Raw genomic sequence first — 23132 nt, 5'->3', positions numbered from 1 at the left:
CGCCCCCTGCGCTACGCGCTGAACGCCTCGGGATCGACGAGTCCGGTCAGTCGGCGCGCCGCGCGGCGCGCGAAGGCCAGGGTGCCGCGTTTGCGCACATGTGCAGGAAGCGGCACCGTATGCGCCTCGCGGATGATCGCGGCGTCATAGCGATCGGCGACGATCACCCCGGTGCGTTCGGGCAGGAACGCTGCGCCGTCGAGCGGCGCGGTGTCGAACCCTGCCGGCACCGCCCAATAATAACGGTCGCAATGCGCGAGATAGTCCGGCCACTTGCCGTCGCCGAGCAGGTCGGCGCGCGACACCTTGATCTCGACGACGATCAGCTGGCCGCGTGCGTCGATCGCCATCAGGTCGGCGCGACGGCCGCCCTCAAGCGGGACCTCGGCGATGGTGGTGATATCGTGGCGCAGCAGCATCCGCGTTACGCCGCGGGCGACATCCGCAGCACAGATCGCGGGATCGCCGCCGTCCAAACACGAAGCGGGGGCCATGTCCAACATGACCCCCGCTTAGGAACATTATGCGAACAGGACAAGCCTGCCCGGATCGATCAGCGATAGAAGACGTGGTTGCCGATCATCGCGATCTTGGTGACGTTGCCGGCGGGGCGGCGGTTGGGCGTGTTAAAGAACAGCGCCTTGGGGGCGGGGCTTTCCCAAGCCGCGGCGAGTGCGATCTTGGCGACGGCGAGCGCGGTGCGATAGGCGGCGCGGCCTTCGTCGATCGACGGGATCTCACCGCCGCGCACGAAGCTGAACTGGCCGCGCTGCTTGACCACCGAGCAGACGTCGGTCGGGAAACGGCCCGACTTCGAGCGGTTGATGATCACGTTGGCTACGGCGAGCTGGCCGGCAAGCGGCTCGCCCTTCGATTCGAAATAGATCGCGCCCGCGAGGCAGCGCTGCGTCGCGTCGACCCGGTCGGCGTCCTGCGCAGCGACGGCTTCGGCGAGGGTGTTGAAACGGTCGTCTTCGGCCTGCTGCTCCGTGGGGATCGGCTCGACCATCGCGGCGGCCTGCGGCGTGGCGCTGGCGGCGGGAACGGGAACCGACACGGGGCTGACCGTGTTGATGATCTGAATGGTCGAGGCCGGCGCGGGAATCGACGTCCGATCGATGTCCGAGGCCTTGACGGGCGAGCTGTGGCTGATGAGGCCCGCCAGAGAGAAAGTCATCGCCGCGATGGCCGCGGCGCGCTGCATGATCGTCATCTACGTATTCGATATGCGGTTGGACCACGGACCCGATCGGCCAGGCCGATCGTCCGGGCATCCCCCCGACTGCGTCACCGACCCGGATCGCACCCAGGCACAGCACAACGCGCATTCACTGTGCGCGTGGCCTTCGTCACACCGCTGTCATGAGTCAATTCGACGCGATCGTTTCAGCGGCGAACCGTTCGGCTTCCGGGATGTCCAGTTCGATTACCCACAAATCCGGATCGGATTGGCGCCGCCGCCGCCAATAGGCCTCGGCATCCTCGGTCTGGTCCGAATCGGTCAGAGTGACTTGCCCGTCGAAGTCGATCCGGCGTTCGAGCACACGCGTCGGGCCGTGGCGATCCTCGATCAGCAGCAGGATCGCGCCGCCCTGAGCCTCGCCCTTGGCACGCACCATCGCGATGCCGCCGGCGTCGTTGACCCGCCTCAGCAGCGCGCCGACGATCAGATGCGTCGGCAGCCGGCCGGTCATGCGCTGCGATAGCCGGGCAGGCCGGACAGCGCGATCTGCGAGCGCATGAAGGTGCCGGTGCCGCGCGCGACCTCCTCGCCCTCGGCGTCGATCAGCCGCGCGTCGGCGACGTAGACGCGGCGCTTGCCGCTGATCCAGCGGCCCTCGGCGACGACCGGCCCGGCCTTCAGCGGCCGGGTCAGCAGCAGGTTGAACGCGGTGGTGAGCAGGAAGCGATCGGTGACGAGGCTGTTCGCCGCATAGAAAGCGGCGTCGTCGAGCATCTTGAAATAGCTGGTGCCATGGACCGCGCCGGCGGCGTGATAATGCGCCTCGGTCAGCCGGAAGTGAATACGTGCGACGCCCGCCTCGACGATCTCCAGGCGGGATTCGAACAAGCGGTTGATCGGCGCCGCGGCATAGAGCGATTCGAGCGCGCGATAATGCGCCAGCGCGCCGGCGTCAGGCGGCATCGCGCGCGGCGTCGGCGGTGAACAGGGCATAAAGCGCATCGCGCGATCCCGCGCCGCGCAATTTGGCGAGGAAGGTGCGGTCGCGCAGCCGCCGCGAGACGCGGGCGAGCGCCTTGAGATGCTCCGCCCCCGCGTCGACCGGCGAGACCAGCATGAAGACGAGATCGACCGGCAGGTCGTCGACCGCGTCGAACTCGATCGGCTGGGCGAGCCGCATGAAGACGCCGGTGACGCCGGACAGATCGGGCAGGCGGGCGTGGGGAATGGCAACGCCGCCACCGAAGCCGGTCGAGCCGAGCTTCTCGCGTGCCGCCAGCCGCTCGGCGGCCAGTCGGCCGTCGAGACCGAGCGCGTCCGCGGCGGTGCAGAGCTGGGTGAACAGCGCCTTCTTGTGCGCGACGGCCACGCCCTTATAGACCGCCTCGGGGCGCAGCAGATCGCTGAAGTCGTGCATGCGTTACTCGAATAAACGAAAGGCCCCGCCGGGCCTCTATCGGAACCGGCGGGGCGGGGGAAGGTCAGCGTGCGGCGGACTGGACCGCCTGCTCGCGCTGCGGCTCGACCCAACCGATCGTGCCGTCGCCGCGGCGATAGACCATGTTGTACGAGCCGGTACCCGCATTGCGGAACAGCAGCGCCGCGGTGTTGCGCAGATCGAGCATCATCACCGCATCGGACACGCTGGCATCGGGCACGTCGACGCGCGTCTCGGCGATGATCAGCGGTGCGTCGCCGACATCCTCCTCGCTCGGGGCCGATTCCTGGAACAGGGTGTAACCGGCATTGTCATAGCCCATGTCCTCCTGGATCGCCGCAGCCTCGCCGGCGTGACGGTCCTTGAGGCGGCGCATGTAGCGGCGCAACTGCGTCTCGATCTTGGCGGCCGCCCCGTCGAACGCGGGATGCGCCTCCTGCGCCTGGTGGCTACCCTTGAGCACCAGGCCCTTCATGACGTGGACGACGATATCGCATTTAAAGCCGACGTCGTGCGGCCCCTTGCCGAACGTCACCTCGGCGGAGATGGCACGTTCGAAATGCTTGCTGGCGATACCCTGGAGTCGGTCGCTCACGTGATCCTTGAGCGCGTCGCCGGTCGCGACCTGATGACCAGAAATCCGGATATCCATTATATTCTCCATCATTGTGGGCTGGCCTGTTGGCCTTCACCCGGTTGACGTCATTCCAACGCCCCGACCCCCCAAAGCGGATCCTGTAACTTCGAAACAAATGCTGCGTGCGCTGCAAGTTCCGCGTCCGACGGGCGGAAGACGCGCGGCGGACGGACGGTGACGGGGCGGCGTACCGCGACCTGCGTCGTGGTGGCGATGGGCAGGTCGCTGACCAGGCCGAGCCCGATCTGGCGACCGCCGAGCAGTTCGACATAGACCTGCGCAAGCAGTTGCGCGTCGAGCAGCGCGCCGTGGAGGACGCGGTGCGAGCGGTCTACGCCGAAGCGCGAACACAAAGCGTCGAGCGTATGCTTGGCGCCGGGATGGCGGCTGCGCGCGATCTGCAGCGTGTCGACCATCCGCTTGACGTGGACGATCGGCCGGCCGCAGCGCTGGAGCTCGCCGTTGAGGAAGGAGAAGTCGAAGCCGGCGTTATGCGCGACCAGCGGCGCGTCGCCGAGGAATTCGATGAGGTCGTCCACGCCTTCCGCGAACTTCGGCTTGTCGCTGAGGAAGGCTTCGGAGATGCCGTGCACCGCCTGCGCTTCGGCGGGCATGTTGCGTTCGGGGTGGTAATAAGCGTGGAAGGTGCGGCCGGTCTCGACGCGGTTGACCATCTCGACGCAGCCGATCTCCACCAGCCGGTCACCACCGGCGAAGCTCAGGCCGGTGGTTTCGGTGTCGAAGACGATCTCGCGCATCCCACCTTTATCAGCCTGCCGGCGGCGCCATGCAAGCGATGACGTGGCGAACCGCCGCACGCGTCCGCTCAAGCGGGACGTCGGTGGCGATCACATAGCTGGCGCGGGCGCGCTTGTCGGCGTCGGGGAGCTGGCGGGCGAGGATCGCGTCGAACTTGGCCGCGGTCATGCCGGGGCGGGCGAGCGTCCGCGCGCGCTGGACCTCGGGCGCGGCGGAGACGACCGCGACGGCGTCGACGTGGCGGTCGCCGCCCGTCTCGAAGAGCAGCGGCACGTCGAAGACGACGAGCGGCGCATCGGCGTGGGCGGCGAGGAAGGCGGCGCGCTCGCCGGCGACGGCGGGATGGACGATCGCCTCCAGCCGCTTCATCGCGGCATCGTCACCGAGGACCGCGGCGGCGAGGGCAGGGCGGTCGACCCCGTTCGCACCGGTGGTGCCGGGAAAGGCCGCCGCGATCGCCGCGACGAGCCGGCCGCCGGGGCCTTGCAGGCGATGGACCGCGGCATCGGCGTCGAAGACGGGGACGCCCTCGGCCGCGAACATCGCCGCCACCGTCGACTTGCCCATGCCGATCGAGCCGGTGAGGCCCAATATCGTCACGCCAGCAGTGCTTCGCGCAGGTCGTCGTCGCGATCGCGCGGCGGTTCGGCGCCGAAGAACAGTTCGAAGGCGAGGGCGGCCTGGCCGATCAGCATCTCCAGTCCGTCGACCGTCTCCAGTCCGCGGGCGCGGGCGGCGGCGAGGAGGGGCGTCTCGAGCGGCGAATAGACGATGTCGTAGACGACGCTATCTTCACCAAGTTCACGCAGATCGAGGTCGAGCGGGGGCTGGCCGGTCATGCCGAGCGTGCTGGCGTTGACCAGCAGGCCGGTGTCCGGGGGCAAAGGGGCCGACAGCGGCAGCGCCTGGCCCTTGAGCCCGAAGGCCGATAACAAAACGCCTGCTTTCAATACGTTACGATTGAGCAGCGTGACCGGGCCGACCGCCATCCGGGCGAGCGCGAACAGGATCGCGCGCGCCGCGCCACCGGCGCCGATCACCGTCACCGCGCGGCCGGTGAAATCGAAGCCGGCCAGCGGTGCGTAGAAGCCGCCGGCGTCGGTGTTGGTACCGACCGCGACGCCATCCTCGGCGCGGAAGACGGTGTTGATCGCGCCGATGCCGCCGCGCACGTCGCCGCGATCGTCGACATGGTCGAGCGCGGCGAGCTTGTGCGGCATGGTGACGTTGCAGCCACGCCAGTCCGGATCGTCGCGGCGTGCGGCGAAGAAGGCGGGCAGGTCCTCCGCCGTCACCAGCGTCTTGCGATAGTCCGCGTCGAGGCCGAGCTGATCGAGCCAGAAGCGATGGATGATCGGCGATTTCGACTGGGCGATGGGGTCGCCGATCACTTCTGCATAGGGTCGGCCTTCGCCGGCGGGGGAATAGGAACGGGTCATGCGGGGATCACTTCGCGGGTCCGGAGATAGTCGAGGACGTTGAGCAGCGGCAGGCCGAGCACGGTGAACTGGCTGCCCTCGATCCGGCTGAACAGCTGCGCGCCGGGGCCTTCGATCCGGTAGCAGCCGACGCAGCCGGCGATCGCCGGCCATTCCATGTCGAGATACGATCGGATGAAGCCGGGGGAGAGCGGGCGGACGTGCATCCTCGCCGCCTCGACGTGGCGCCAGACCGGGCGGCCGTTCTCGGCGATCACCGCGGCGCTCCAGAGATCGTGGCGCGCGCCCGACATGCGGGTCAGGTGATCGGCGGCCTGGTCGCGGCTTTCGGGCTTGTCGAGCAGGCTGCCGTCGGCGAGCGCGACGACGCTGTCGCTGCCAAGCACGAGCCGGCCGGGATGGCGGAGGCTGACCTTGACTGCCTTCAGTTCGGCGAGCGCGTCGGCGAGGTCGCGCGGCTTGCTGCCGGTGAGGGCGGCCTTGGCGGCATCCTCGTCGACGCCGGCGGCGGTCGCCTCGAACGGCACGCCGGCGGCGGTGAGCATCGCGCGGCGGGAGGCGCTTTGCGAGGCGAGGAGGATCATGCGGGGGCTTTCGTCATTGCGGTGTTTGTTCCCGCTTCGTCATCCCGGCGCAGGCCGGGATCCATGGTGTGGCTGGTGGTGGCGCGCCACGCCGGCCGCCCGTGTCCATGGGTCCCGGCTTTCGCCGGGATGACGGAGAGGGGGGTCTTCACGACCCAGATGTCATCCCTGCGGAGGCGGGTGCTTTCGCAGATGACCATTTGGCGTGTTGCGACAGAATTGACATTCCCGTCATGCCGGACTTGATCCGGCATCCCGCTTCTTCCCGCCGTCCGAAGAAGCGGGACCCCGGCGCAAGGCCGGGGTGACGGAGGAGGGGCGGGGGCCGTACGCGTCGCTGTCACGTCCGCGTCGCCTTGCGGTCGTTGGCCAGCGCGATGATGGCGGCGGCGGTTTCCTCGATCGAGCGGCGGGTGACGTCGATCACCGGCCAGCCGTTGTCGGCGAACATGCGGCGCGCATAAGCGATCTCGCGCGTCACCGCTTCCTCCTCGACATAGGGGGTGTCGGGCATCTGGTTGAGCGAGAGCAGGCGGTTGCGGCGGATCTGGATCAGCCGGTCGGCGCTGGTGGTGAGGCCGACGACGAGCGGATTCTTCAGCGTGAACAGGATGCGCGGCGGCGGGCTCTCGACCACCACCGGGATGTTCGCGGTCTTCCAGCCGCGATTGGCGAGATAGATCGAGGTCGGCGTCTTCGACGAGCGCGAGACGCCGGCGAGGACGATCTCCGCTTCCTCCCAATCCTCCGAGGCGATGCCGTCGTCGTGCGCGATCGTCCACTGGATCGCGTCGACGCGCGCGAAATAGGCGGCGTCGAGCACGTGCTGGCGACCGGGGCGCGCCTTGGCCTGCTGGCCGAGCAGACCGGACAAGGCGTCGTTGACCGGATCGAGCGGCGCCACCGCGGGCAGGCCAAGCGCGAGGCAGCGCTGTTCGAGGATGCGGCGCGTCGCGACGTTGACCAGCGTGAAGACCACCAGCCCCGGATTCTGCGCGATCTCCTGGAGGATGCGTTCGAGGTGCGCCTCGGTCCGCACCATCGGCCAGAAATGGCGGACCGTCTCGACGTCGTCATATTGGGCGAGCGCCGCCTTGGCGATGTTCTCCAGCGTCTCGCCGGTCGAGTCCGAGAGGAGGTGGAGGTGGAGGCGCATCATCGCGCGCTCCGGGGCAGACCTGTGGACAACATGGGCATAAGGGATAGGGCAAGTCGGCACCCCCGCCAAGCGACCCGGCGGCGGTGGACAACCCGCATTCCATCCACAATTGCGCACACAGGGCATGGTTTTATCCACAGGCTGTGGATCGTGTTGACGGCCTGCCCCGAATCCCCGGTGAATCCCCGATCCTTGCCGGTCAACCTGTGGGTGATTACGGGACGAAACGCTTTATCCCGCGTTCCACGTGCCAACCACTGCAACAATCTTTTCTAGATTCTTCTTAGATAGGAAGAAGGCCCTGTCCGATCCTGTGAACAAGCCGCTCCTTGCCGTCCTCAAGGGTGCGAAACCGTCAGTGCCGCCGATGTGGCTCATGCGTCAGGCGGGGCGCTACCTTCCCGAGTATCGCGCGCTGCGGGCGGAGAAGGGCGGCTTCCTGGCGCTCGCCACCGATCCCGAGGCGGCGGCGGAAGTGACGGTGCAACCGATCCGGCGCTTCGGCTTCGATGGCGCCATCCTGTTCTCCGACATCCTGATGGTGCCCTGGGCGCTGGGCCAGGATCTGACCTTCGGGCCGGGCGAGGGACCGCGGCTGACGCCACCGCTCGTCGATCATGCGCTGGCGGCGCTGCAACGGGTGCCTGAGCGGCTCGAGCCGGTCTACGGTACGTGCGAGCGGGTGGCCGCCGCCTTGCCGCCCGAGACGACGTTTCTGGGCTTTGCGGGGTCACCGTGGACGGTGGCGACCTATATGGTCGCGGGCGCCGGATCGAAGGACCAGGGCGAGACGCGCGGTTTCGCTTATGCCGACCCGGCGGCGTTCGATGCGATCATCGCTGCGATCGTGACGATGACGATCGACTATCTGGCGCGGCAGATCGCGGCGGGCGTCGAGGCGGTGCAGCTGTTCGACAGCTGGGCGGGGTCGCTGTCGCCGGCGCAGTTCGAGCGCTGGGTGATCGCGCCCAATGCGGCGATCGTCGCCGGCCTGCGCGCGCGCTGTCCGGAGGCGTGCATCATCGGCTTTCCCAAGGGCGCGGGCGGCAAGCTGCCGGCCTATGCCCGCGAGACCGGCGTCGATGCGATCGGGCTCGACGAGACGGTCGATCCGCTATGGGCGGATGCAATGCTGCCCGCGGGGCTGCCGGTGCAGGGCAATCTCGATCCGCTGGCGCTGCTCGCCGGGGGGGCGGCGCTGGACGACGGGATCGACCGGGTGCTCGCGGCGTTCCGCGACCGGCCGCACGTCTTCAACCTGGGGCACGGCATCGGCCAGTTCACGCCGATCGCGCATGTCGAGCATCTGGTCGCACGGGTGAGGGGATCGTGATGGAGTTGTTGTCAGGCGCCTATCTGTGGATCGTCGCGGCGCATGTGATCTTCGTCATCTTCTGGATGGCGGGGCTGTTCATGCTGCCGCGCTATCTGGTCTATCATCAGGAGGCGCTGGTCGCCGGGCGGACCGAGGAGGCGGCCTTGTGGGTCGAGCGGGAGAGCAAGCTGCGCGCGATCATCCTGACCCCGGCGATGATCGTGGTGTGGGTGCTCGGGCTGACGCTTGCGACCGTCGGCCAGCATTGGGGCGAGGGGTGGCTGCACGCCAAATTGCTCTTCGTGCTGGTGCTGTCGGGCTATCACGGCTGGGCGGTGGGCTATGCCAAGACGCTGGCGCGGGGCGTGATGAAGCTCGATGGCCGGCGGTTGCGGATGATCAACGAGGTGCCGGCGCTGGCCGGTGCGGTGATCGTCGTACTGGTGTTCGTAAAGCCTTTTTGATCACGGTGGATGTGACGCGTGGCGCCGTCGAATGCCTCGCCCTTCGTCATCCCGACGAAAGTCGGGAGCCACGGACGCGATGAACTTGCGATTGCGCGCATCATTACCGACATCTTGACCATGGGTCCCGGCTTTCGCCGGGATGACGAAGGGTGGGCTGGCCCAACCGGGGGCCCGTCGATGAGGGGTTGAATGGTCCGGCGATTGGCAATCCGCTTGACGAACCCCCTCCACGCTCTTACCTCCTGAACACGCGTAGAGCTGCCATTTGGTGGTTCCGCGTTCCTCCCTGGCTATCGTCGCTGCGAGTCCTTCGCCGATTTGAGCCACTCCCCCGCTTACGCATTCGGATTATTCCATGCATCTTAGAGACTTGAAGAAAAAGACCCCCGCCGAGCTGGTCAGCATGGCCGAAGAGCTGGGGGTCGAGGGCGCCTCGACGCTGCGCAAGCAGGATCTGCTGTTCGCGATCCTGAAGGTGCAGGCCGAGAATGGCGACCAGATCATGGGCCTCGGCACGATCGAGGTCCTGCAGGACGGCTTCGGCTTCCTGCGCAGCCCAGAGGCCAATTACCTCGCCGGGCCGGACGACATCTACGTCTCGCCCAACCAGGTTCGCAAGCACGGCCTGCGCACCGGCGACACCGTCGAGGGCGAGATCCGCGCCCCCAAGGACGGCGAGCGCTATTTCGCGCTGACCAAGCTGACCAGCGTCAATTTCGACGATCCCGAGGCGGTCCGCCATCGCGTCAATTTCGACAACCTCACGCCGCTCTATCCGGAATCGAAGCTGACGCTCGACCCGGCCGATCCGACGCAGAAGGACAAGTCGGCGCGCGTCATCGACATCGTCTCGCCGCAGGGCAAGGGCCAGCGCACGCTGATCGTCGCGCCGCCGCGCGTCGGCAAGACGGTGATGCTCCAGAACATCGCGCGCGCGATCTCGGACAATCACCCCGAGGTGTTCCTGATCGTGCTGCTGATCGACGAGCGGCCCGAAGAGGTCACCGACATGCAGCGCAGCGTGAAGGGCGAAGTGGTGTCGTCGACTTTCGACGAGCCGGCGCAGCGCCACGTTCAGGTCGCCGAGATGGTGATCGAAAAGGCCAAGCGCCTCGTCGAGCACAAGAAGGACGTCGTGATCCTGCTCGACAGCATCACCCGCCTTGGCCGCGCCTACAACACCGTCGTGCCGTCGTCGGGCAAGGTGCTGACCGGCGGCGTCGACGCCAACGCCTTGCAGCGGCCCAAGCGCTTCTTCGGCGCGGCGCGCAACATCGAGGAGGGCGGCTCGCTCTCGATCATCGCCACTGCGCTGATCGACACCGGCAGCCGCATGGACGAGGTGATCTTCGAGGAGTTCAAGGGCACCGGCAATTCCGAGATCGTGCTCGACCGCAAGGTTGCGGACAAGCGCGTCTTCCCGGCGCTCGATGTCGGCAAGTCGGGCACCCGCAAGGAAGAGCTGCTGGTCGACAAGGACAAGCTGTCGAAACAATGGGTGCTGCGCCGCATCCTCATGCAGATGGGGACGATCGACGCGATGGAATTCCTGCTCGACAAGATGAAGAATTCGAAGACCAACGAGGATTTCTTCGACAGCATGAACCAGTAACCCGTGCGTTCGCCCCGTGCCGGTCGATCCATCGGCCGGCGCGCGGGGGCCATCACGATAGCGCGACGCGCGGAAGCATGGCTTTCGCGCGTCGCTGCGTTATGGACCTATGATCAACCGGGAGTTTGAAACGTGTCCATCATCGCCATGCTGAGCGCCGCCGCCGCCAGCGGGCCGGGGTCTCCGGCCGAGATCTGGCAGCATATCCTCAACGATTTTTCCAATATCGGCTCCCCCGCCGCGCTCGCCGCCTTCATCCAGGTGCTGATGATCGACGTGGTGCTCGCCGGCGACAATGCGATCGTCGTCGGTGCGCTCGCCGCGGGCCTGCCGGTCGACCAGCGCAAGAAGGTGATCCTGATCGGGATCATGGCGGCGCTGGTGCTGCGCATCGTCTTCGCGCTGGCGGTGAGCTGGCTGCTCGGCGTGATCGGGCTGATCTTCGCGGGCGGCATCCTGCTGCTCTGGGTGGCGTGGAAGATGTGGCGCGAATTGCGCGAGCACGGCAACGCCGGCTCGCCCGAGGTCGACGGCGACGAGACGTCGGGGCTGAAGCCTGCCAAGAGCTTCGCCGCGGCGGCCTGGGCGGTGGCGGTCGCCGATGTCTCGATGAGCCTCGACAACGTGCTGGCGGTCGCCGGTGCGGCGCGCGAGCATCCCGGCATCCTGATCATCGGCCTGCTGCTGTCGGTGGCGATGATGGGCATCGCGGCGAACCTGATCGCCAAGTACATCGAGCGCTATCGCTGGATCGCCTATGTCGGGCTGCTGGTGATCCTCTACGTCGCGGGCAAGATGATCTACGAAGGGGTCGTCGACCCGCAGGTCGGGGTGCTGACCTTGTTCTGATGCAGAAAGGGGGGCCGTCGAGCCCCCCTTTTTCGTTCTAGCGTCGGTAGACCGGCGTCGTCGCGTTCGTACCCTTCACAAGATTGATCGCGTTGTCGCAGCCCGATTCGTAGACGTAGCCTTCGCCGGATGCGATGATCTCATGATTGGCGGCCTTCAACCGCCAACGCCATTGCGCGCCCTGCTGATACTTTTCGAAATACATGCTTTTCCTCTCCTGGCGGCTCATCGACCGCCAGGAGAGAATAAGAAGTAAGATCAATGTTTCGCAGCGGCTTTCGTATCCAATTCGGCGCTATCGTGCGGGCTTAGCCGAGATGCTCCGCGAAGAAGGCGGCGGTGCGTTCGTCGGCGAGGCGGGCGGCGTCCTCGGAGCGGCGCTTGCCGAATTGCGCGGCGAAGCCGTGGTCCTCGTCGGGGTAATCGTGGAGCGTCACCTTGGGGTGGTCGTCGAGGCCGGCGTGCATGCGGGCCTGCGCGTCCTTGTCGACGAAATGATCCTCCTGCGGCACGTGGAGGAGGACGGGATTGGCGATGGCATGTTTCTCGCCGAGCAGCCCGTCGATGCCGACGCCGTAATAGCCGACCGAGGCATCGACGTCGGTGCGGGCGGCGGTCATGAAGGCGAGGCGGCCGCCGAGGCAATAGCCGACCGCGCCAACCTTGGCGGCGAGCCCGGTGCCCGTCTGGGCGTCGTTGAGCATCGTCCGCGCGGTGCGGATCGTCGCCTCGATGTCGCGGACGCCGGCGTCCTGATCGAATTGGCCCATCAGCTCGAGCGCCTGCTGCATCTCGGCGGGGACGTCGGGATCGAGCTGGATGCCCGGCGCGATCTGCCAGAACAGGTCGGGGGCGAGGGCGAGATAGCCGTCGGCGGCGAAGGCGTCCGCCTTGGCGCGAATGCCGGCGTTGACGCCGAAAATCTCCTGGATGACGACGATCGCCGCGCGTGGCGTACCGACGGGTTCGGCGACGTAGACGTCGAAGCGGCCGCGGTCGTCGCGTGTCTCGATCTGGATGGTCTTGGTCATGGGGGTCCTCTCGCGCGTAAGAGCGCGCTGAGCTATGCAGCGGGGCTGAAGGCTGCTCAAGGGGCGACGCGTATGAAGCTGACGGTGAACGTGGATCTGACCCCGGAGGAGGCGCGGCGGGCGATGGGACTGCCCGATCTGACGCCGCTGCACGACCGCTATGTCGCGTCTTTGCTCGAAGCGATGAACGGACAGGTGCGGCCCGAGCTGCTCGAGACGATGATGAAGAACTGGGCGCCGATGGGCGATGCCGGTCTGGCGATGTGGCGGCAGATGTTCGACCAGGCGACCGGCGGGGGGAAGACGGGCAATTGAGCGACACGATCTTCGCGCTGTCGAGCGGTGCGGCGCCCGCGGGGATCGGCGTGATCCGGGTCAGCGGGGCGCAGGCGTTCGCTGCAGTGGCGCGGATCGCGGGCAGCGTGCCACCGGCGCGGACTGCGCGCGTGCGTGCGTTGCGCGATGCGGAGGGTGCGCTGCTCGACCGCGCATTGGTGCTGGCGTTTCCCGGGCCGGCGAGCGCGACGGGCGAGGACCTCGCCGAACTGCATTGTCACGGCGGGCGGGCGGTGATCGCGGCGGTGTTGCGCGTGCTCGGGATGCAGCCCGGATTGCGGCCGGCGCTGGCCGGTGAGTTTACCCGGCGGGCGCTGACCAACGGGCGGATCGATCTGGCGGAGGCGGCGGGCCTCGCCGACCTGCTGTCGGCGGATACCGAGCGGCAGCGGGTCGCGGCGCTCGCCGCGGCGGAAGGGATGGTCAGCCAGCGGGTGCGCGGCTGGCTCGACCGGTTGGCGATGTTCGCCGCAGTGACCGAGGCGCAGCTCGACTTCGCCGATGAGGACGATGTCGGTACCGATCAGATGGGTACGGTGCGCGAAGGGCTGGCGAATCTTGCGGCGGATCTGCGCGGCGTGCTGGCGGTGCCGCCGGTCGAGCGTCTGCGCGATGGCGTACATGTCGTGCTCGCCGGACCGCCGAACAGCGGCAAGTCGACGCTGATCAATCTGCTCAGTCAGCGCGAGGTCGCGATCGTCTCGGCAATCGCGGGGACGACGCGCGACCGGATCGAGGCGACGGTGACGCGGGCCGGCCTCGTCTATGGGCTGACCGATACCGCGGGGCTGACCGAGAGCGACGATCCTATCGAGCGGATCGGGGTGGAGCGCGCGGCAGGAGCGATCGTGCGCGCTGACCTGTTGCTGTGGCTTGGCGATGATGCGCCTCCGCGCCCGGACGCGATCTGGGTGCAGGCGCGGAGCGATGCGCCGGGGCGGGGGGCGATCGTCGAAGCGGACGTTGCCGTGGCGCAGTCCGATGTGGCGAGCGTCGAGCGGCTCTGGGAGATGATCGCGGCACGGGCGGAGGCGTTGATGCCGCGGGGCGATGCGGTCGCGTTCCGGGAGAGCGAGCGGGTGGCCTGTGCGGCGGCGCTGGCGGCGATCGAGCGGGACGAGGCGGATGCCTTGATCGTCGCGGAGCAGCTGCGGCTGGCGATACGGGCGCTTGGCGGGATACTCGGGATCGACGCGACGGAGGTGATGCTCGACACGTTATTCGGGCGCTTCTGCATTGGTAAATGATGTTCCACGTGGAACGTCGCGATCGATAGCGGGGTTAGGGCGGGTGCCGAAGAGGGACATTCGTGGGTGAATGTTCCACGTGGAACATAGAATTGGCGCCCAAATGTCGTGTTCCACGTGGAACACTTTTGACCTCCGGTCTCTGCTCGCATAGGCGAACGGCATGTATGACGTGATCGTCGTTGGCGGTGGCCACGCCGGAACCGAAGCCGCCGCGGCTGCCGCGCGGCGGGGCGCCCGGACCCTTCTTCTCAGTCATGACCGCGGACAGATCGGCGCGATGTCGTGCAATCCCGCGATTGGCGGCCTCGGCAAGGGGCATATCGTCCGCGAGGTCGATGCCTTCGACGGGCTGATCGGGCGGGCCGCCGATGCCGCGGCGATCCATTATCGGATGCTCAATCGCAGCAAGGGCGCGGCGGTGCAGGGGCCGCGGGTGCAGGCCGACCGCCGGCGCTATGCTGCGGCGATCCGGCGGATGCTTGCCGGGCTGCCGATGCTGACGATCGCCGAGGGGGATGTCGAGGCGCTTAGTCTCAATGGCGCGCGCGTCGATGGTGTCGTGCTGGGTGACGGCAGCCGCATCGGTGGCAGGACGGTGGTACTGGCCACGGGTACGTTCCTTGGCGGGCGCATGTTCCGTGGCGACGAGCGTCACGAGGGTGGCCGGATCGGCGAGCGGCCGGCGCGCAAGCTCGCCGAGCAATTGCGCGCGCTGGCGCTGCCGCTCAGCCGGTTGAAGACCGGGACGCCGCCGCGGCTCGACGGGCGGACGATCGATTGGGCGCAGCTCGAGGAACAGCGGTCGGACGTCCAGCCCTGGACGATGTCGCCGATGACCGAACGCCGGCTGCTGCCGCAGATCGCCTGCGCGGTGACGCGGACGACCGCGGCGACGCATGACCTGATCCGTGGCGGGCTCGACCGGTCGCCGCTGTTCGGCGGTGCGATCGAAGGGCAGGGGCCGCGCTACTGTCCCTCGATCGAGGACAAGGTGCATCGCTTCGGCGATCGTGACGGGCATCAGGTGTTCCTCGAACCCGAGGGGCTGGACGATGCCACCGTCTATCCCAACGGCCTGTCGACCTCGCTGCCGACCGACGTGCAGGCCGCGATGATCCGCAGCATCGCCGGACTGGAGCGGGCGCGGATCACCATGCCGGGCTATGCGGTGGAATATGACTACCTCGACCCGCGGGCGCTCGATGCAACGCTGGCGCTGGCGGCGATCCCCGGCGTCTATTGCGCGGGCCAGCTCAATGGCACGACGGGCTATGAGGAGGCGGCGGGGCAGGGGCTCGTCGCCGGCCTCAATGCTGCGGCCACGGCGTGCGATCTGGCGCCGTGCGTGCTCGACCGCGCGTCGAGCTATACCGGCGTCATGATCGACGACCTTGTCCTGCAAGGCGTCACCGAGCCGTATCGGATGCTGACCGCGCGCGCGGAATACCGGCTGTCGTTGCGCGCCGACAATGCCGAGACGCGGCTTGGTCCGATTGCCGAGATGCTCGGGTGCCTCGGTGACGAGCGACTGGCGCAGCAGCGTCGCCGGGGGGAGGCAAAAGCGGCGGTGCGTGACGCGCTGACGCAGACGGTCACCGCCGCGGGGATTGCGGCGGCGGGCGTCCATGTCGCGCAGGATGGCAGCCGTCGCAGCCTGTACGAATGGCTGCGGATGGGCGAGCTCGATCTCGACCGCGTCGCGCCGGGGGTGCGGCAGATGGCACCGGCGGCGATCGTCGACGAGGTCGTCGAGGATGCGCGCTATGCCCCCTATATCGAGCGACAGGCGGAGGAGGTCGCGCGGATGCGACGCGACGAGGCGGTGCCCCTCGCGGCGGAGCTGGATTATGCGGCGATCCCCGGACTGTCGAACGAGATGATCGACCGGCTCGGCAAGGCGCGTCCGGCGTCGCTCGGCGCGGCGGCGCGGGTGCGCGGCGTCACGCCCGCAGCGCTGTCGGCGATCTATCTCTATGCACAGCGGCGGGCGGCATGATCGAGGATGACGCACGGACGTGGTTCGTCGACCGGTTCGGCGAGACGAAGACCGCACAGGTGGCGGCCTTTCTCGACCTCGTTCGCGAGGAGAACGAACTCCAGAATTTGATCTCGCCGGCGAGCGTCGCGTCCATCTGGGCAAGGCACGGGGTGGATTCGGCGCAGCTATTGTTCCACGTGAAACAGTCCACCGGGGCCTGGCTCGATATCGGGACGGGCGGTGGATTCCCCGGTATGGTCGTCGCGATCCTGCGCGACGATCCGGTGACGATGGTCGAACCGCGCAAGAAGCGGGCATCGTTCCTGCAAGCGTGCGTCGAACGGCTTGGGCTGCATCATGCCACCGTTTCGGCAGCCAAGGTCGAGGGGATCGAAGGGCGGTTCGCGATAATCTCGGCACGCGCGGTCGCGTCGGTCGAAAAGCTTTTGCAAGCGTCGGAGCATTGCGCCACACCAGCAACACGCTGGATCCTCCCCCGCGGACGGATCGAGGCCGAAGAATTGGCCCGCCTACAGCGTGACCGAACCAAAGTGTTTCACGTGGAACATAGTTTGACCGATCCTCAATCCTCGATCCTGATCGTGGATCGCAACCAAGGACGCGCGCGATGACCTGTATTGCGGTGGCCAACCAGAAGGGCGGCGTGGGCAAGACCACCAGTGCGATCAACCTCGCCACCGCTCTGTCGGCGACGGGCAAGACCGTATTGCTGATCGACCTCGATCCGCAGGGCAATGCTTCGACCGGGCTCGGGATCAGCCAAGCGCAGCGTGGCCGCTCGAGCTATCACGTGCTGATCGGCGAGGCCGAGATCGGCGACACGGTGATCACCACCAAGGTGCCGCGGCTCGATCTGGTGCCGGCGACGCAGGATCTGTCGGGCGCGGAGATCGAGCTGGTCGAGTTCGAACACCGGACGCATCGTCTCGACCGCGCGCTCGCGCAGACGAAGGACCGCTGGGACATCGTGCTGATCGATTGTCCGCCGTCGCTGGGGCTGCTGACGATCAACGCGATGGTCGCCGCGGACAAATTGCTGGTGCCGCTGCAATGCGAGTTCTTCGCGCTGGAGGGGCTGTCGCAATTGTTGACCACCGTCGAGCGCATCCGCGAGCGGTTCAATCCCGGTTTGGCGATCCTCGGCGTCGCGCTGACGATGTACGATCGCCGCAACCGGCTGACCGAGCAGGTGTCGGCCGACGTGCGCGCGGTGCTGGGGCAGGTGGTGTTCGATACGGTGATTCCGCGCAACGTCCGCCTGTCGGAGGCGCCGAGCCACGGGCTGCCGGCGCTGATCTACGATTATCGCTGTTCGGGGTCGCAGGCCTATATCGATCTCGCGCGCGAGCTGATCGCGCGTCTGCCGAAGCCTCCCGCAACCGCGGCGGCGGCATGAGCGATGCGGCGAAGCGCAGCCGGCCCGCAGGGCTCGGCCGTGGCCTGAGCGCGCTGCTCGGCGAGATGGCGAGCGAGGCCCCGGTTAGCCCCGGTGCCGAGGGCAAGGTCCCGTCGGGCGTGCGCATGTTGCCGGTCAGCGCGCTGACCCCGCATCCAGGCCAGCCGCGGCGCCATTTTGACGATGCGCTGCTCGACGAACTGGCGGCATCGATCGCGTCGCGCGGGCTGATCCAGCCGATCGTCGTGCGGCCGCATGGCCACGATTATCAGATCGTCGCGGGCGAGCGGCGCTGGCGGGCGGCGCAGCGTGCGCGGCTGCACGAGGTGCCCGTCGTCGTTCGCGACTTCGACGATGCGCAGACGCTCGAGATCGCGCTGATCGAGAACATCCAGCGCCAGGATCTCAATGCGATCGAAGAGGCGCAGGCCTATCAGCGGCTTGCCGGCGAATATGGCCATACGCAGGAGGCGCTCGCCAAGATCGTCCACAAGTCGCGCAGCCACGTCGCTAACCTATTGAGATTGTTGGAATTACCCGAGGCGGTGCAGGATCGGGTGACCGATGCCTCGTTGTCGATGGGGCATGCGCGCGCGTTGCTCGGGTCGCGCGACGTCGAGATGCTCGCCGAACAGGTGGTGGCGCGCGGGCTGTCGGTGCGCGAGACCGAAAAGCTCGCCAAGGGCGCCAAGCCGGAGCGGGCAGGGGGCATTCGCGACCGTTCGCCGGCACCCGCACCGGACGCGGACATCGCGGCGCTGGAACGGCAATTGTCCGATCTGCTCGGGCTGCACGTCCGCATCGCGCATAGCGAGAAGGGCGGGACGATCACGCTGACCTATTCGACGCTCGATCAGCTCGACATGGTCTGCCAGCGGCTGACCGGGGATTCGATCTGATGATCCTGCGCAGCGACGAACAGGACGATCTGCCGACCGCGGCGGGTGGGACGATGCGGGTGCATTGGTTCCGGCCGGCGGGGGAGGGGCGGTTCCCCGGGCTGGTGCTCTATTCGGAGATCTATCAGGTCACCGACCCGATCCGGCGGCTGGCGGCGTTCTTCGCCGGCCATGGCTATGTCGTCGCGGTGCCCGAGGTTTATCACGAGTATGAGGCACCGGGGACGGTGCTGCGCTACGATGCCGAGGGCACCGCGCGCGGCAACGATCTCAAGGTTACCAAGCCGGTCGCGGCCTTCGATGCCGATGCGGTGTTGGTGCTGGATGCGTTGGCCGGGCATCCGGCCTGTTCGGGGCGGCTGGGGACGGTCGGCGTGTGTCTCGGCGGGCATCTCGCCTATCGCGCGGCGCTCGACCCGCGGGTGAGCGCGGCGGCGTTTTTCTATCCGACCGATATCCATTCGGGTCTGTTGGGCGAGGGGCGGTCGGACGACAGCCTCGCGCGGGTGGCGGAGTTGCGCGCCGAGACGCTGTTCGTATTCGGGCGGCAGGACCCGCATGTGCCCTTCGCCGGGCGCGAGACGATCCGGGCGCGGCTCGAGGCGGTCGGCGCGAGCTACGAATGGCATGAGGTCAACGGACAGCATGCCTTCCTGCGCGACGAGGGGCCGCGCTACGATCCGGCGTTGTTCGTCGCGGCGACGGGCTGGGCCTTGGCGCTGTTCGGGCGGGTGCTGCGCTAGGATCTGGCGGGAGCTAACCCCGGCGTTCGACGCCCCGCGTCAACTCGGTCAGCGCGTGATCCGCCAGCACGCTGCCGGCATTGCCGCTCGCCATGATCGCGCGTTCGGCATGGCGGACGCGGGTGAGCGCGGTGGCGAGCATCGCCGGCGTCCAGCGGCGCAGCGCCTGTGCGGTGGCGGCTTCCTCCTTGAAGAAGATGCGGTGGCGTTTGAAGACGGTGTCCTGCGTCGCGCCGGCATCGATCTCCGCCTTCATCTCGGCGAGCGTCATCAGCCGCCGGGCAAGCAGGCGCAGCCAGGGGATGGGGGAGGTGCCCGCCTCGCCCAACCGGCCGAGTTCGGCGCCGAGCGCGGCGGTATGGCCGGTGACGACCGCCTCGACCACCTGCGTCATCTCCGCCTCGCCGAGATCGGCACCGATCGCGTCGAGCGCGGCATCGTCGAGGTCGTGCGGGCGATCGGGGGCGGCGTCGAGGAACAGCGCCACTTTCTCGATCTCGCGTGACAGCACCGCGCGATCGCCGCCGCAGGTCGCCGCGAGCCGTGTCGCCGCACTGTTGGTCGGGCGCAGGCCCTGGTCGCGCGCCATCGCCGCCGCGAGCCGTTCGAGATCGGCGGCGCTCGGTTCATAAGCGGCGAAGGCCATCGCGCGGCGGGAGTCGATCGCCAGTTTGACGATCTTGGCGGTCGACTTGACCGTAGGTGCAAGCGCAACCACCGGGTTGCCGGCATGATCCGCCGCGAGCAGCGCGGTGAATGCGTCGAGGCATTCCTCGCCCGCCGGTGAGACGCGGATATGCCGCGCACCGCCGAACAGCGACATCGACGCCGCCTCGTCCGACAGGCGCGCCGGGTCGGAGCGGAGCGTCGCACCGTCGAGATCGACGCGTTCCGCCTCCGGCCCCATCGCCTTGGCGAGCAAGGCGGCGAGTTCGGCGGTCGCCGAGCCGTCCGGCCCGTGCAGCAGATACAGGCGGATATCGGGCGAGGGGTGTTCGAGCGCGGACCTTATGTCGCGCGCATTGGCTTTCATCGTGCCGGGCGGCTGCGCGCGTAGACGGCGACGCGCGCGACGATCTGGTCGGCGACGATGCCGGCGAGCCGTTCGAGCGCGGTATTCTCCGCCGCGATCGTCGCATATTCGGACTGGACGACGTCGATGCCCGCGTCCGAACCGGCGGTGTCGTCGAGCAGCACGCTGCCGTCGGCGAGGTTCACCAGCTGGAAGCGCGCGCGCAAGGTGCGGCGTTCGCGGGTGACGCTGTCGTCGCGGCGGACGCCGAAGCCGGCGATCTTGTCGTCGAGCCGCACGTCGAGCCGATATTGCGGCGTGCCGCCGGCGGCGAGCCGGTCGCGCAGCGCGTTGCTCATCAGCCAGCCCGATTTGCCGTCGATCGGCGTCACCTCGATATGCGCGAGCGTGCCGGCGACGGCGCCGCCCGACCCGCCGCTGTAGAGCGGGCGCAGGCCGCAACCCGACACGAGCAGCGCGAGCGGCGCGAGGAGCAGGACGCTCCTGATCGGAGCCTTGGTCATGCGACGATGTTCACGAGGCGTCCGGGCACGACGATCACCTTCCTGGGGGGCTTGCCGTCGAGCAGGCGCGCGATCTTGTCGGCGGCGAGCGCGGCGGCCTCGATATCCTCGCGCGCCATGTCCTTGGGCAACGTCAGCGTGTCGCGGAGCTTGCCGTTGACCTGCACCGCGATCGTCACTTCGTCCTCGACGAGCAATTTGGGATCGACCTCCGGCCAGGCGGCGTCGGCGATCAGGCCATCGAAGCCCTTGGCGGCCCAGGCTTCCTCGGCGACATGCGGCACCATCGGCGCAACCAGCAGCATCAGCGTGTAGATCGCATTGTTGCGCGACGGGCTCGGCTCCGCGCGTTCGATCGCGGTGCAGAGTTCGTACAGCTTGGCGACCGCCTTGTTGAACGCGAGCGCCTCGATATCCTGTTCGATGCCGAGGATCGTCTGGTGCAGCTTGCGGTCGAGCGCGACGTCGCCGCCCTCGCCGGGGGCCGCGCCGTCGTCGCCGTCGAACAGCCGCCACAACCGCTGGATGAAGCGCCACGCGCCCTCGATCCCCGATTCGCTCCACGGCAGGTCGCGCTCGGGCGGCGAATCGGACAGCATGAACCAGCGCGTCGCATCTGCACCGTAACGATCGACGATCGGCTCGGGATCGACGGTGTTCTTCTTCGACTTCGACATCTTCTCGACGCGGCCGACGGTGACGGGCTGGCCGGTGGCGACCTCGAGCCCGTCGCGGACGTCATCGGGAGAGAGCCAGCGGTTGTCCGCCGATTTGTACGTCTCGTGCGTCACCATGCCCTGCGTGAACAGGCCGGTGAACGGCTCGGCGATATCGAGCTGCCCCATATGCTTGAGCGCGCGCGTCCAGAAGCGCGCGTAGAGCAGGTGGAGGATCGCATGCTCGACCCCGCCGATATACTGGCCGACCGGCAGCCAGCTCTCTGCGACCGCACGATCGAACGGCCGGTCCTTGGGCTGGCTGGCGAAGCGGATGAAATACCACGACGAATCCGCGAAGGTATCGAGCGTGTCGGTCTCGCGCACCGCCGGCTTGCCGCATGCCGGGCAATCGACGTGCTTCCACGTCGGGTGGCGATCGAGCGGGTTGCCGGGGACGGCGAAGGACACGTCCTCGGGCAGCACGACGGGAAGCTGGTCCTTGGGGACCGGCTGCACGCCGCATGCCTCGCAATGAATGATCGGGATCGGCGTGCCCCAATAGCGCTGACGGCTGACGCCCCAGTCGCGCAGGCGATAGACGGTCGAGCCCTTGCCCCAGCCGCCCGCCTCGGCGCGGCGGATCACCTCGCGCTTGGCATCCTCGACGTCCATGCCATCGAGGAAGTGCGAGTTCACCAGAGCGCCGGGGCCGGTATAGGCCTCGTCACCGGTGAAGACGGGATCGGTCTGGTCGCCGTCGGAGACGACGCGCTGCACGGGGATGCCGTATTTGCGCGCGAAGTCGAGATCGCGCTGGTCGTGCGCGGGGACGCCCATCACCGCGCCGGTGCCGTAATCCATCAGCACGAAATTGGCGATGTAGATCGGCAACCGGCGGGTTGCGTCGAACGGATGCGCGGCAGTGAGGCCGGTGTCGAAGCCGAGCTTCTCCTGCGTTTCCAGCTCGGCGGCGGTGGTGCCGCCCTGCTTGCAGCGCTCGATGAATGCCGCGACCTCGGGCCGCTCGGCGATCGATTGCGCGATCGGGTGATCCGCGGCGACCGCGACGAAGCTCGCGCCGAAGATCGTGTCGGGGCGGGTCGAGAAGACCTCGACCGTGCCGCCGTCCGACACCGCGAAGCCGAAGGTCAGCCCCTGGCTCTTGCCGATCCAGTTCTCCTGCATCAGCTTGACCTTGTCGGGCCAGTGTTCGAGCTTGCCGAGCCCCTCGATCAGCTCGTCGGCGAAGTCGGTGATCTTGAGGAACCACTGGTTGAGCTTGCGCTTCTCGACCAGCGCGCCCGAACGCCAGCCGCGCCCGTCGATCACCTGTTCGTTGGCGAGCACGGTCATGTCGACCGGGTCCCAATTGACCGCCGATTCCTTGCGATAGACCAGCCCGGCGGCGAACATGTCGAGGAACAGCGCCTGTTCGTGGCCGTAATAATCGGGTTCGCAGGTGGCGAGTTCGCGGCTCCAGTCGAGCGCGAAGCCGAGCCGCTTCAGCTGCGCCTTCATCGTCGCGATATTCTCGCGCGTCCAGCTGCCGGGATGGACCTGCTTTTCCATCGCCGCATTTTCGGCGGGCATGCCGAACGCATCCCAGCCCATCGGATGGAGCACTTCGTAGCCGCGCATGCGGCGGAAGCGCGCGAGCACGTCGCCCATCGTGTAGTTGCGCACGTGGCCCATGTGGATGCGCCCCGACGGATAGGGGAACATCTCGAGCACGTAGCTCTGCGGCTTGCCGCTATCGTCGCGGGCGGCAAAGGTCTGGCGGTCGTCCCAGACCTTCTGCCAGGTCGAGTCCGCTTGCAGCGCGTTGAAACGCGTAACCATGG

At 67.8% G+C, this 23132-nt stretch carries 27 protein-coding genes; 11 read left to right on the top strand and 16 right to left on the bottom strand.

Going from position 1 to position 23132, the window contains the following annotated elements; translation table 11 throughout:
- Positions 1–11 precede the first annotated feature (11 nt).
- The 11 genes from AC07UH_RS01115 to AC07UH_RS01065 all read right to left on the bottom strand — a co-directional run bounded on the left by AC07UH_RS01115 (position 12) and on the right by AC07UH_RS01065 (position 7199).
- Entirely contained in the window at positions 12–503 is a 492-nt protein-coding gene (locus tag AC07UH_RS01115; RefSeq protein WP_038664611.1) for an MmcB family DNA repair protein, read from the bottom strand.
- Between the two features lie 50 nt (positions 504–553).
- On the bottom strand, positions 554–1213 hold the full coding sequence (locus tag AC07UH_RS01110; protein ID WP_495179626.1) for a cell wall hydrolase: 660 nt from the start codon (positions 1211–1213) through the stop codon (positions 554–556).
- A 154-nt stretch (positions 1214–1367) separates the two neighbouring features.
- Positions 1368–1694 carry a DUF1491 family protein gene (locus AC07UH_RS01105; RefSeq protein WP_495179627.1) on the bottom strand — a complete coding sequence of 109 codons (327 nt, stop codon included), beginning with the start codon at positions 1692–1694 and terminating at the stop codon, positions 1368–1370.
- Entirely contained in the window at positions 1691–2146 is a 456-nt protein-coding gene (locus AC07UH_RS01100) for a PaaI family thioesterase (RefSeq protein ID WP_495179628.1), read from the bottom strand. The genes AC07UH_RS01105 and AC07UH_RS01100 overlap by 4 nt, the downstream gene beginning before the upstream one ends.
- Positions 2136–2600 (bottom strand): PTS sugar transporter subunit IIA, encoded by a 465-nt coding sequence (locus AC07UH_RS01095; protein ID WP_495179629.1) that lies wholly within the window; start codon positions 2598–2600, stop codon positions 2136–2138. Before AC07UH_RS01095 ends, AC07UH_RS01100 begins: the two co-directional genes overlap by 11 nt.
- Before the next feature lie 64 nt (positions 2601–2664).
- Positions 2665–3273: a ribosome hibernation-promoting factor, HPF/YfiA family gene (gene hpf, locus AC07UH_RS01090; protein WP_495179630.1), complete on the bottom strand. Its 609-nt coding sequence runs from the start codon at positions 3271–3273 to the stop codon at positions 2665–2667.
- A 50-nt stretch (positions 3274–3323) separates the two neighbouring features.
- Entirely contained in the window at positions 3324–4016 is a 693-nt protein-coding gene (dnaQ, locus tag AC07UH_RS01085; protein ID WP_495179631.1) for a DNA polymerase III subunit epsilon, read from the bottom strand.
- 10 nt (positions 4017–4026) lie between these two features.
- A complete protein-coding gene (coaE, locus tag AC07UH_RS01080; protein ID WP_495179632.1) occupies positions 4027–4617 on the bottom strand; it encodes a dephospho-CoA kinase in 591 nt (196 codons plus the stop codon).
- On the bottom strand, positions 4614–5456 hold the full coding sequence (gene aroE / locus AC07UH_RS01075; RefSeq protein ID WP_495179633.1) for a shikimate dehydrogenase: 843 nt from the start codon (positions 5454–5456) through the stop codon (positions 4614–4616). The genes coaE and aroE overlap by 4 nt, the downstream gene beginning before the upstream one ends.
- Positions 5453–6040: a Maf family protein gene (locus AC07UH_RS01070; RefSeq protein ID WP_495179634.1), complete on the bottom strand. Its 588-nt coding sequence runs from the start codon at positions 6038–6040 to the stop codon at positions 5453–5455. The genes aroE and AC07UH_RS01070 overlap by 4 nt, the downstream gene beginning before the upstream one ends.
- Positions 6041–6380: 340 nt before the next feature.
- Positions 6381–7199 carry a pyruvate, water dikinase regulatory protein gene (locus AC07UH_RS01065; protein ID WP_038664630.1) on the bottom strand — a complete coding sequence of 273 codons (819 nt, stop codon included), beginning with the start codon at positions 7197–7199 and terminating at the stop codon, positions 6381–6383.
- A 313-nt stretch (positions 7200–7512) separates the two neighbouring features.
- On the opposite strand from AC07UH_RS01065, the gene hemE reads away from it, so the two are divergent.
- The 4 genes from hemE (at position 7513) to AC07UH_RS01045 (ending at position 11442) form a co-directional block, all read left to right on the top strand.
- Complete coding sequence (gene hemE / locus AC07UH_RS01060) at positions 7513–8532, top strand: uroporphyrinogen decarboxylase (RefSeq protein WP_495179635.1); 1020 nt, start codon at positions 7513–7515, stop codon at positions 8530–8532.
- Entirely contained in the window at positions 8532–8978 is a 447-nt protein-coding gene (locus AC07UH_RS01055) for a CopD family protein (RefSeq protein WP_495179636.1), read from the top strand. The genes hemE and AC07UH_RS01055 overlap by 1 nt, the downstream gene beginning before the upstream one ends.
- A 358-nt stretch (positions 8979–9336) precedes the next feature.
- The gene (gene rho / locus AC07UH_RS01050; RefSeq protein ID WP_038664639.1) at positions 9337–10593 is read left to right on the top strand and encodes a transcription termination factor Rho; all 1257 of its coding nucleotides are present in this window, start codon (positions 9337–9339) and stop codon (positions 10591–10593) included.
- 147 nt (positions 10594–10740) lie between these two features.
- Entirely contained in the window at positions 10741–11442 is a 702-nt protein-coding gene (locus tag AC07UH_RS01045) for a TerC family protein (protein WP_179944589.1), read from the top strand.
- Positions 11443–11479: 37 nt separating this feature from the next.
- Here AC07UH_RS01045 and AC07UH_RS01040 read toward each other — a convergent pair whose 3' ends face one another.
- Together AC07UH_RS01040 and AC07UH_RS01035 are read right to left on the bottom strand one after the other, a co-directional pair.
- Positions 11480–11647, bottom strand: a complete 168-nt coding sequence (locus AC07UH_RS01040; RefSeq protein ID WP_137897647.1) for a YegP family protein — start codon at positions 11645–11647, stop codon at positions 11480–11482.
- 103 nt (positions 11648–11750) lie between these two features.
- On the bottom strand, positions 11751–12473 hold the full coding sequence (locus AC07UH_RS01035; RefSeq protein WP_495179637.1) for a dienelactone hydrolase family protein: 723 nt from the start codon (positions 12471–12473) through the stop codon (positions 11751–11753).
- Between the two features lie 72 nt (positions 12474–12545).
- Here AC07UH_RS01035 and AC07UH_RS01030 point away from each other — a divergent pair, with 72 nt between their 5' ends.
- The 7 genes from AC07UH_RS01030 to AC07UH_RS01000 all read left to right on the top strand — a co-directional run bounded on the left by AC07UH_RS01030 (position 12546) and on the right by AC07UH_RS01000 (position 19096).
- Entirely contained in the window at positions 12546–12788 is a 243-nt protein-coding gene (locus AC07UH_RS01030) for a DUF6489 family protein (protein WP_038664647.1), read from the top strand.
- On the top strand, positions 12785–14056 hold the full coding sequence (gene mnmE, locus AC07UH_RS01025; RefSeq protein ID WP_495179638.1) for a tRNA uridine-5-carboxymethylaminomethyl(34) synthesis GTPase MnmE: 1272 nt from the start codon (positions 12785–12787) through the stop codon (positions 14054–14056). Before AC07UH_RS01030 ends, mnmE begins: the two co-directional genes overlap by 4 nt.
- A gap of 163 nt (positions 14057–14219) precedes the next feature.
- Positions 14220–16055 carry a tRNA uridine-5-carboxymethylaminomethyl(34) synthesis enzyme MnmG gene (gene mnmG / locus AC07UH_RS01020; RefSeq protein WP_495179639.1) on the top strand — a complete coding sequence of 612 codons (1836 nt, stop codon included), beginning with the start codon at positions 14220–14222 and terminating at the stop codon, positions 16053–16055.
- Entirely contained in the window at positions 16052–16669 is a 618-nt protein-coding gene (gene rsmG, locus AC07UH_RS01015) for a 16S rRNA (guanine(527)-N(7))-methyltransferase RsmG (protein WP_495179640.1), read from the top strand. The genes mnmG and rsmG overlap by 4 nt, the downstream gene beginning before the upstream one ends.
- Positions 16666–17454, top strand: a complete 789-nt coding sequence (locus AC07UH_RS01010) for a ParA family protein (protein ID WP_495179641.1) — start codon at positions 16666–16668, stop codon at positions 17452–17454. Before rsmG ends, AC07UH_RS01010 begins: the two co-directional genes overlap by 4 nt.
- Positions 17451–18353, top strand: coding sequence for a ParB/RepB/Spo0J family partition protein (locus tag AC07UH_RS01005; RefSeq protein ID WP_495179642.1), 903 nt, complete (start codon positions 17451–17453; stop codon positions 18351–18353). Before AC07UH_RS01010 ends, AC07UH_RS01005 begins: the two co-directional genes overlap by 4 nt.
- Positions 18353–19096, top strand: a complete 744-nt coding sequence (locus tag AC07UH_RS01000; RefSeq protein WP_495179643.1) for a dienelactone hydrolase family protein — start codon at positions 18353–18355, stop codon at positions 19094–19096. The genes AC07UH_RS01005 and AC07UH_RS01000 overlap by 1 nt, the downstream gene beginning before the upstream one ends.
- 13 nt (positions 19097–19109) lie before the next feature.
- Here AC07UH_RS01000 and holA read toward each other — a convergent pair whose 3' ends face one another.
- Genes holA through leuS form a run of 3 tightly spaced genes read right to left on the bottom strand, consistent with a single transcriptional unit; the run spans position 19110 to position 23130 of the window.
- Positions 19110–20129 (bottom strand): DNA polymerase III subunit delta, encoded by a 1020-nt coding sequence (gene holA, locus AC07UH_RS00995; RefSeq protein WP_495179644.1) that lies wholly within the window; start codon positions 20127–20129, stop codon positions 19110–19112.
- Positions 20126–20632 (bottom strand): LPS assembly lipoprotein LptE, encoded by a 507-nt coding sequence (gene lptE, locus AC07UH_RS00990; RefSeq protein WP_495179645.1) that lies wholly within the window; start codon positions 20630–20632, stop codon positions 20126–20128. Before lptE ends, holA begins: the two co-directional genes overlap by 4 nt.
- Positions 20629–23130 (bottom strand): leucine--tRNA ligase, encoded by a 2502-nt coding sequence (gene leuS / locus AC07UH_RS00985; RefSeq protein ID WP_495179646.1) that lies wholly within the window; start codon positions 23128–23130, stop codon positions 20629–20631. Before leuS ends, lptE begins: the two co-directional genes overlap by 4 nt.
- Between the last annotated feature and the right edge of the window lie 2 nt (positions 23131–23132).

The sequence above is a fragment of the Sphingomonas sp. GW821-FHT04B01 genome, from assembly GCF_059420425.1.
The sequence above is the reverse complement of the archived record's forward strand: the minus strand, read 5'-3'. Positions and strand labels throughout refer to the sequence as shown.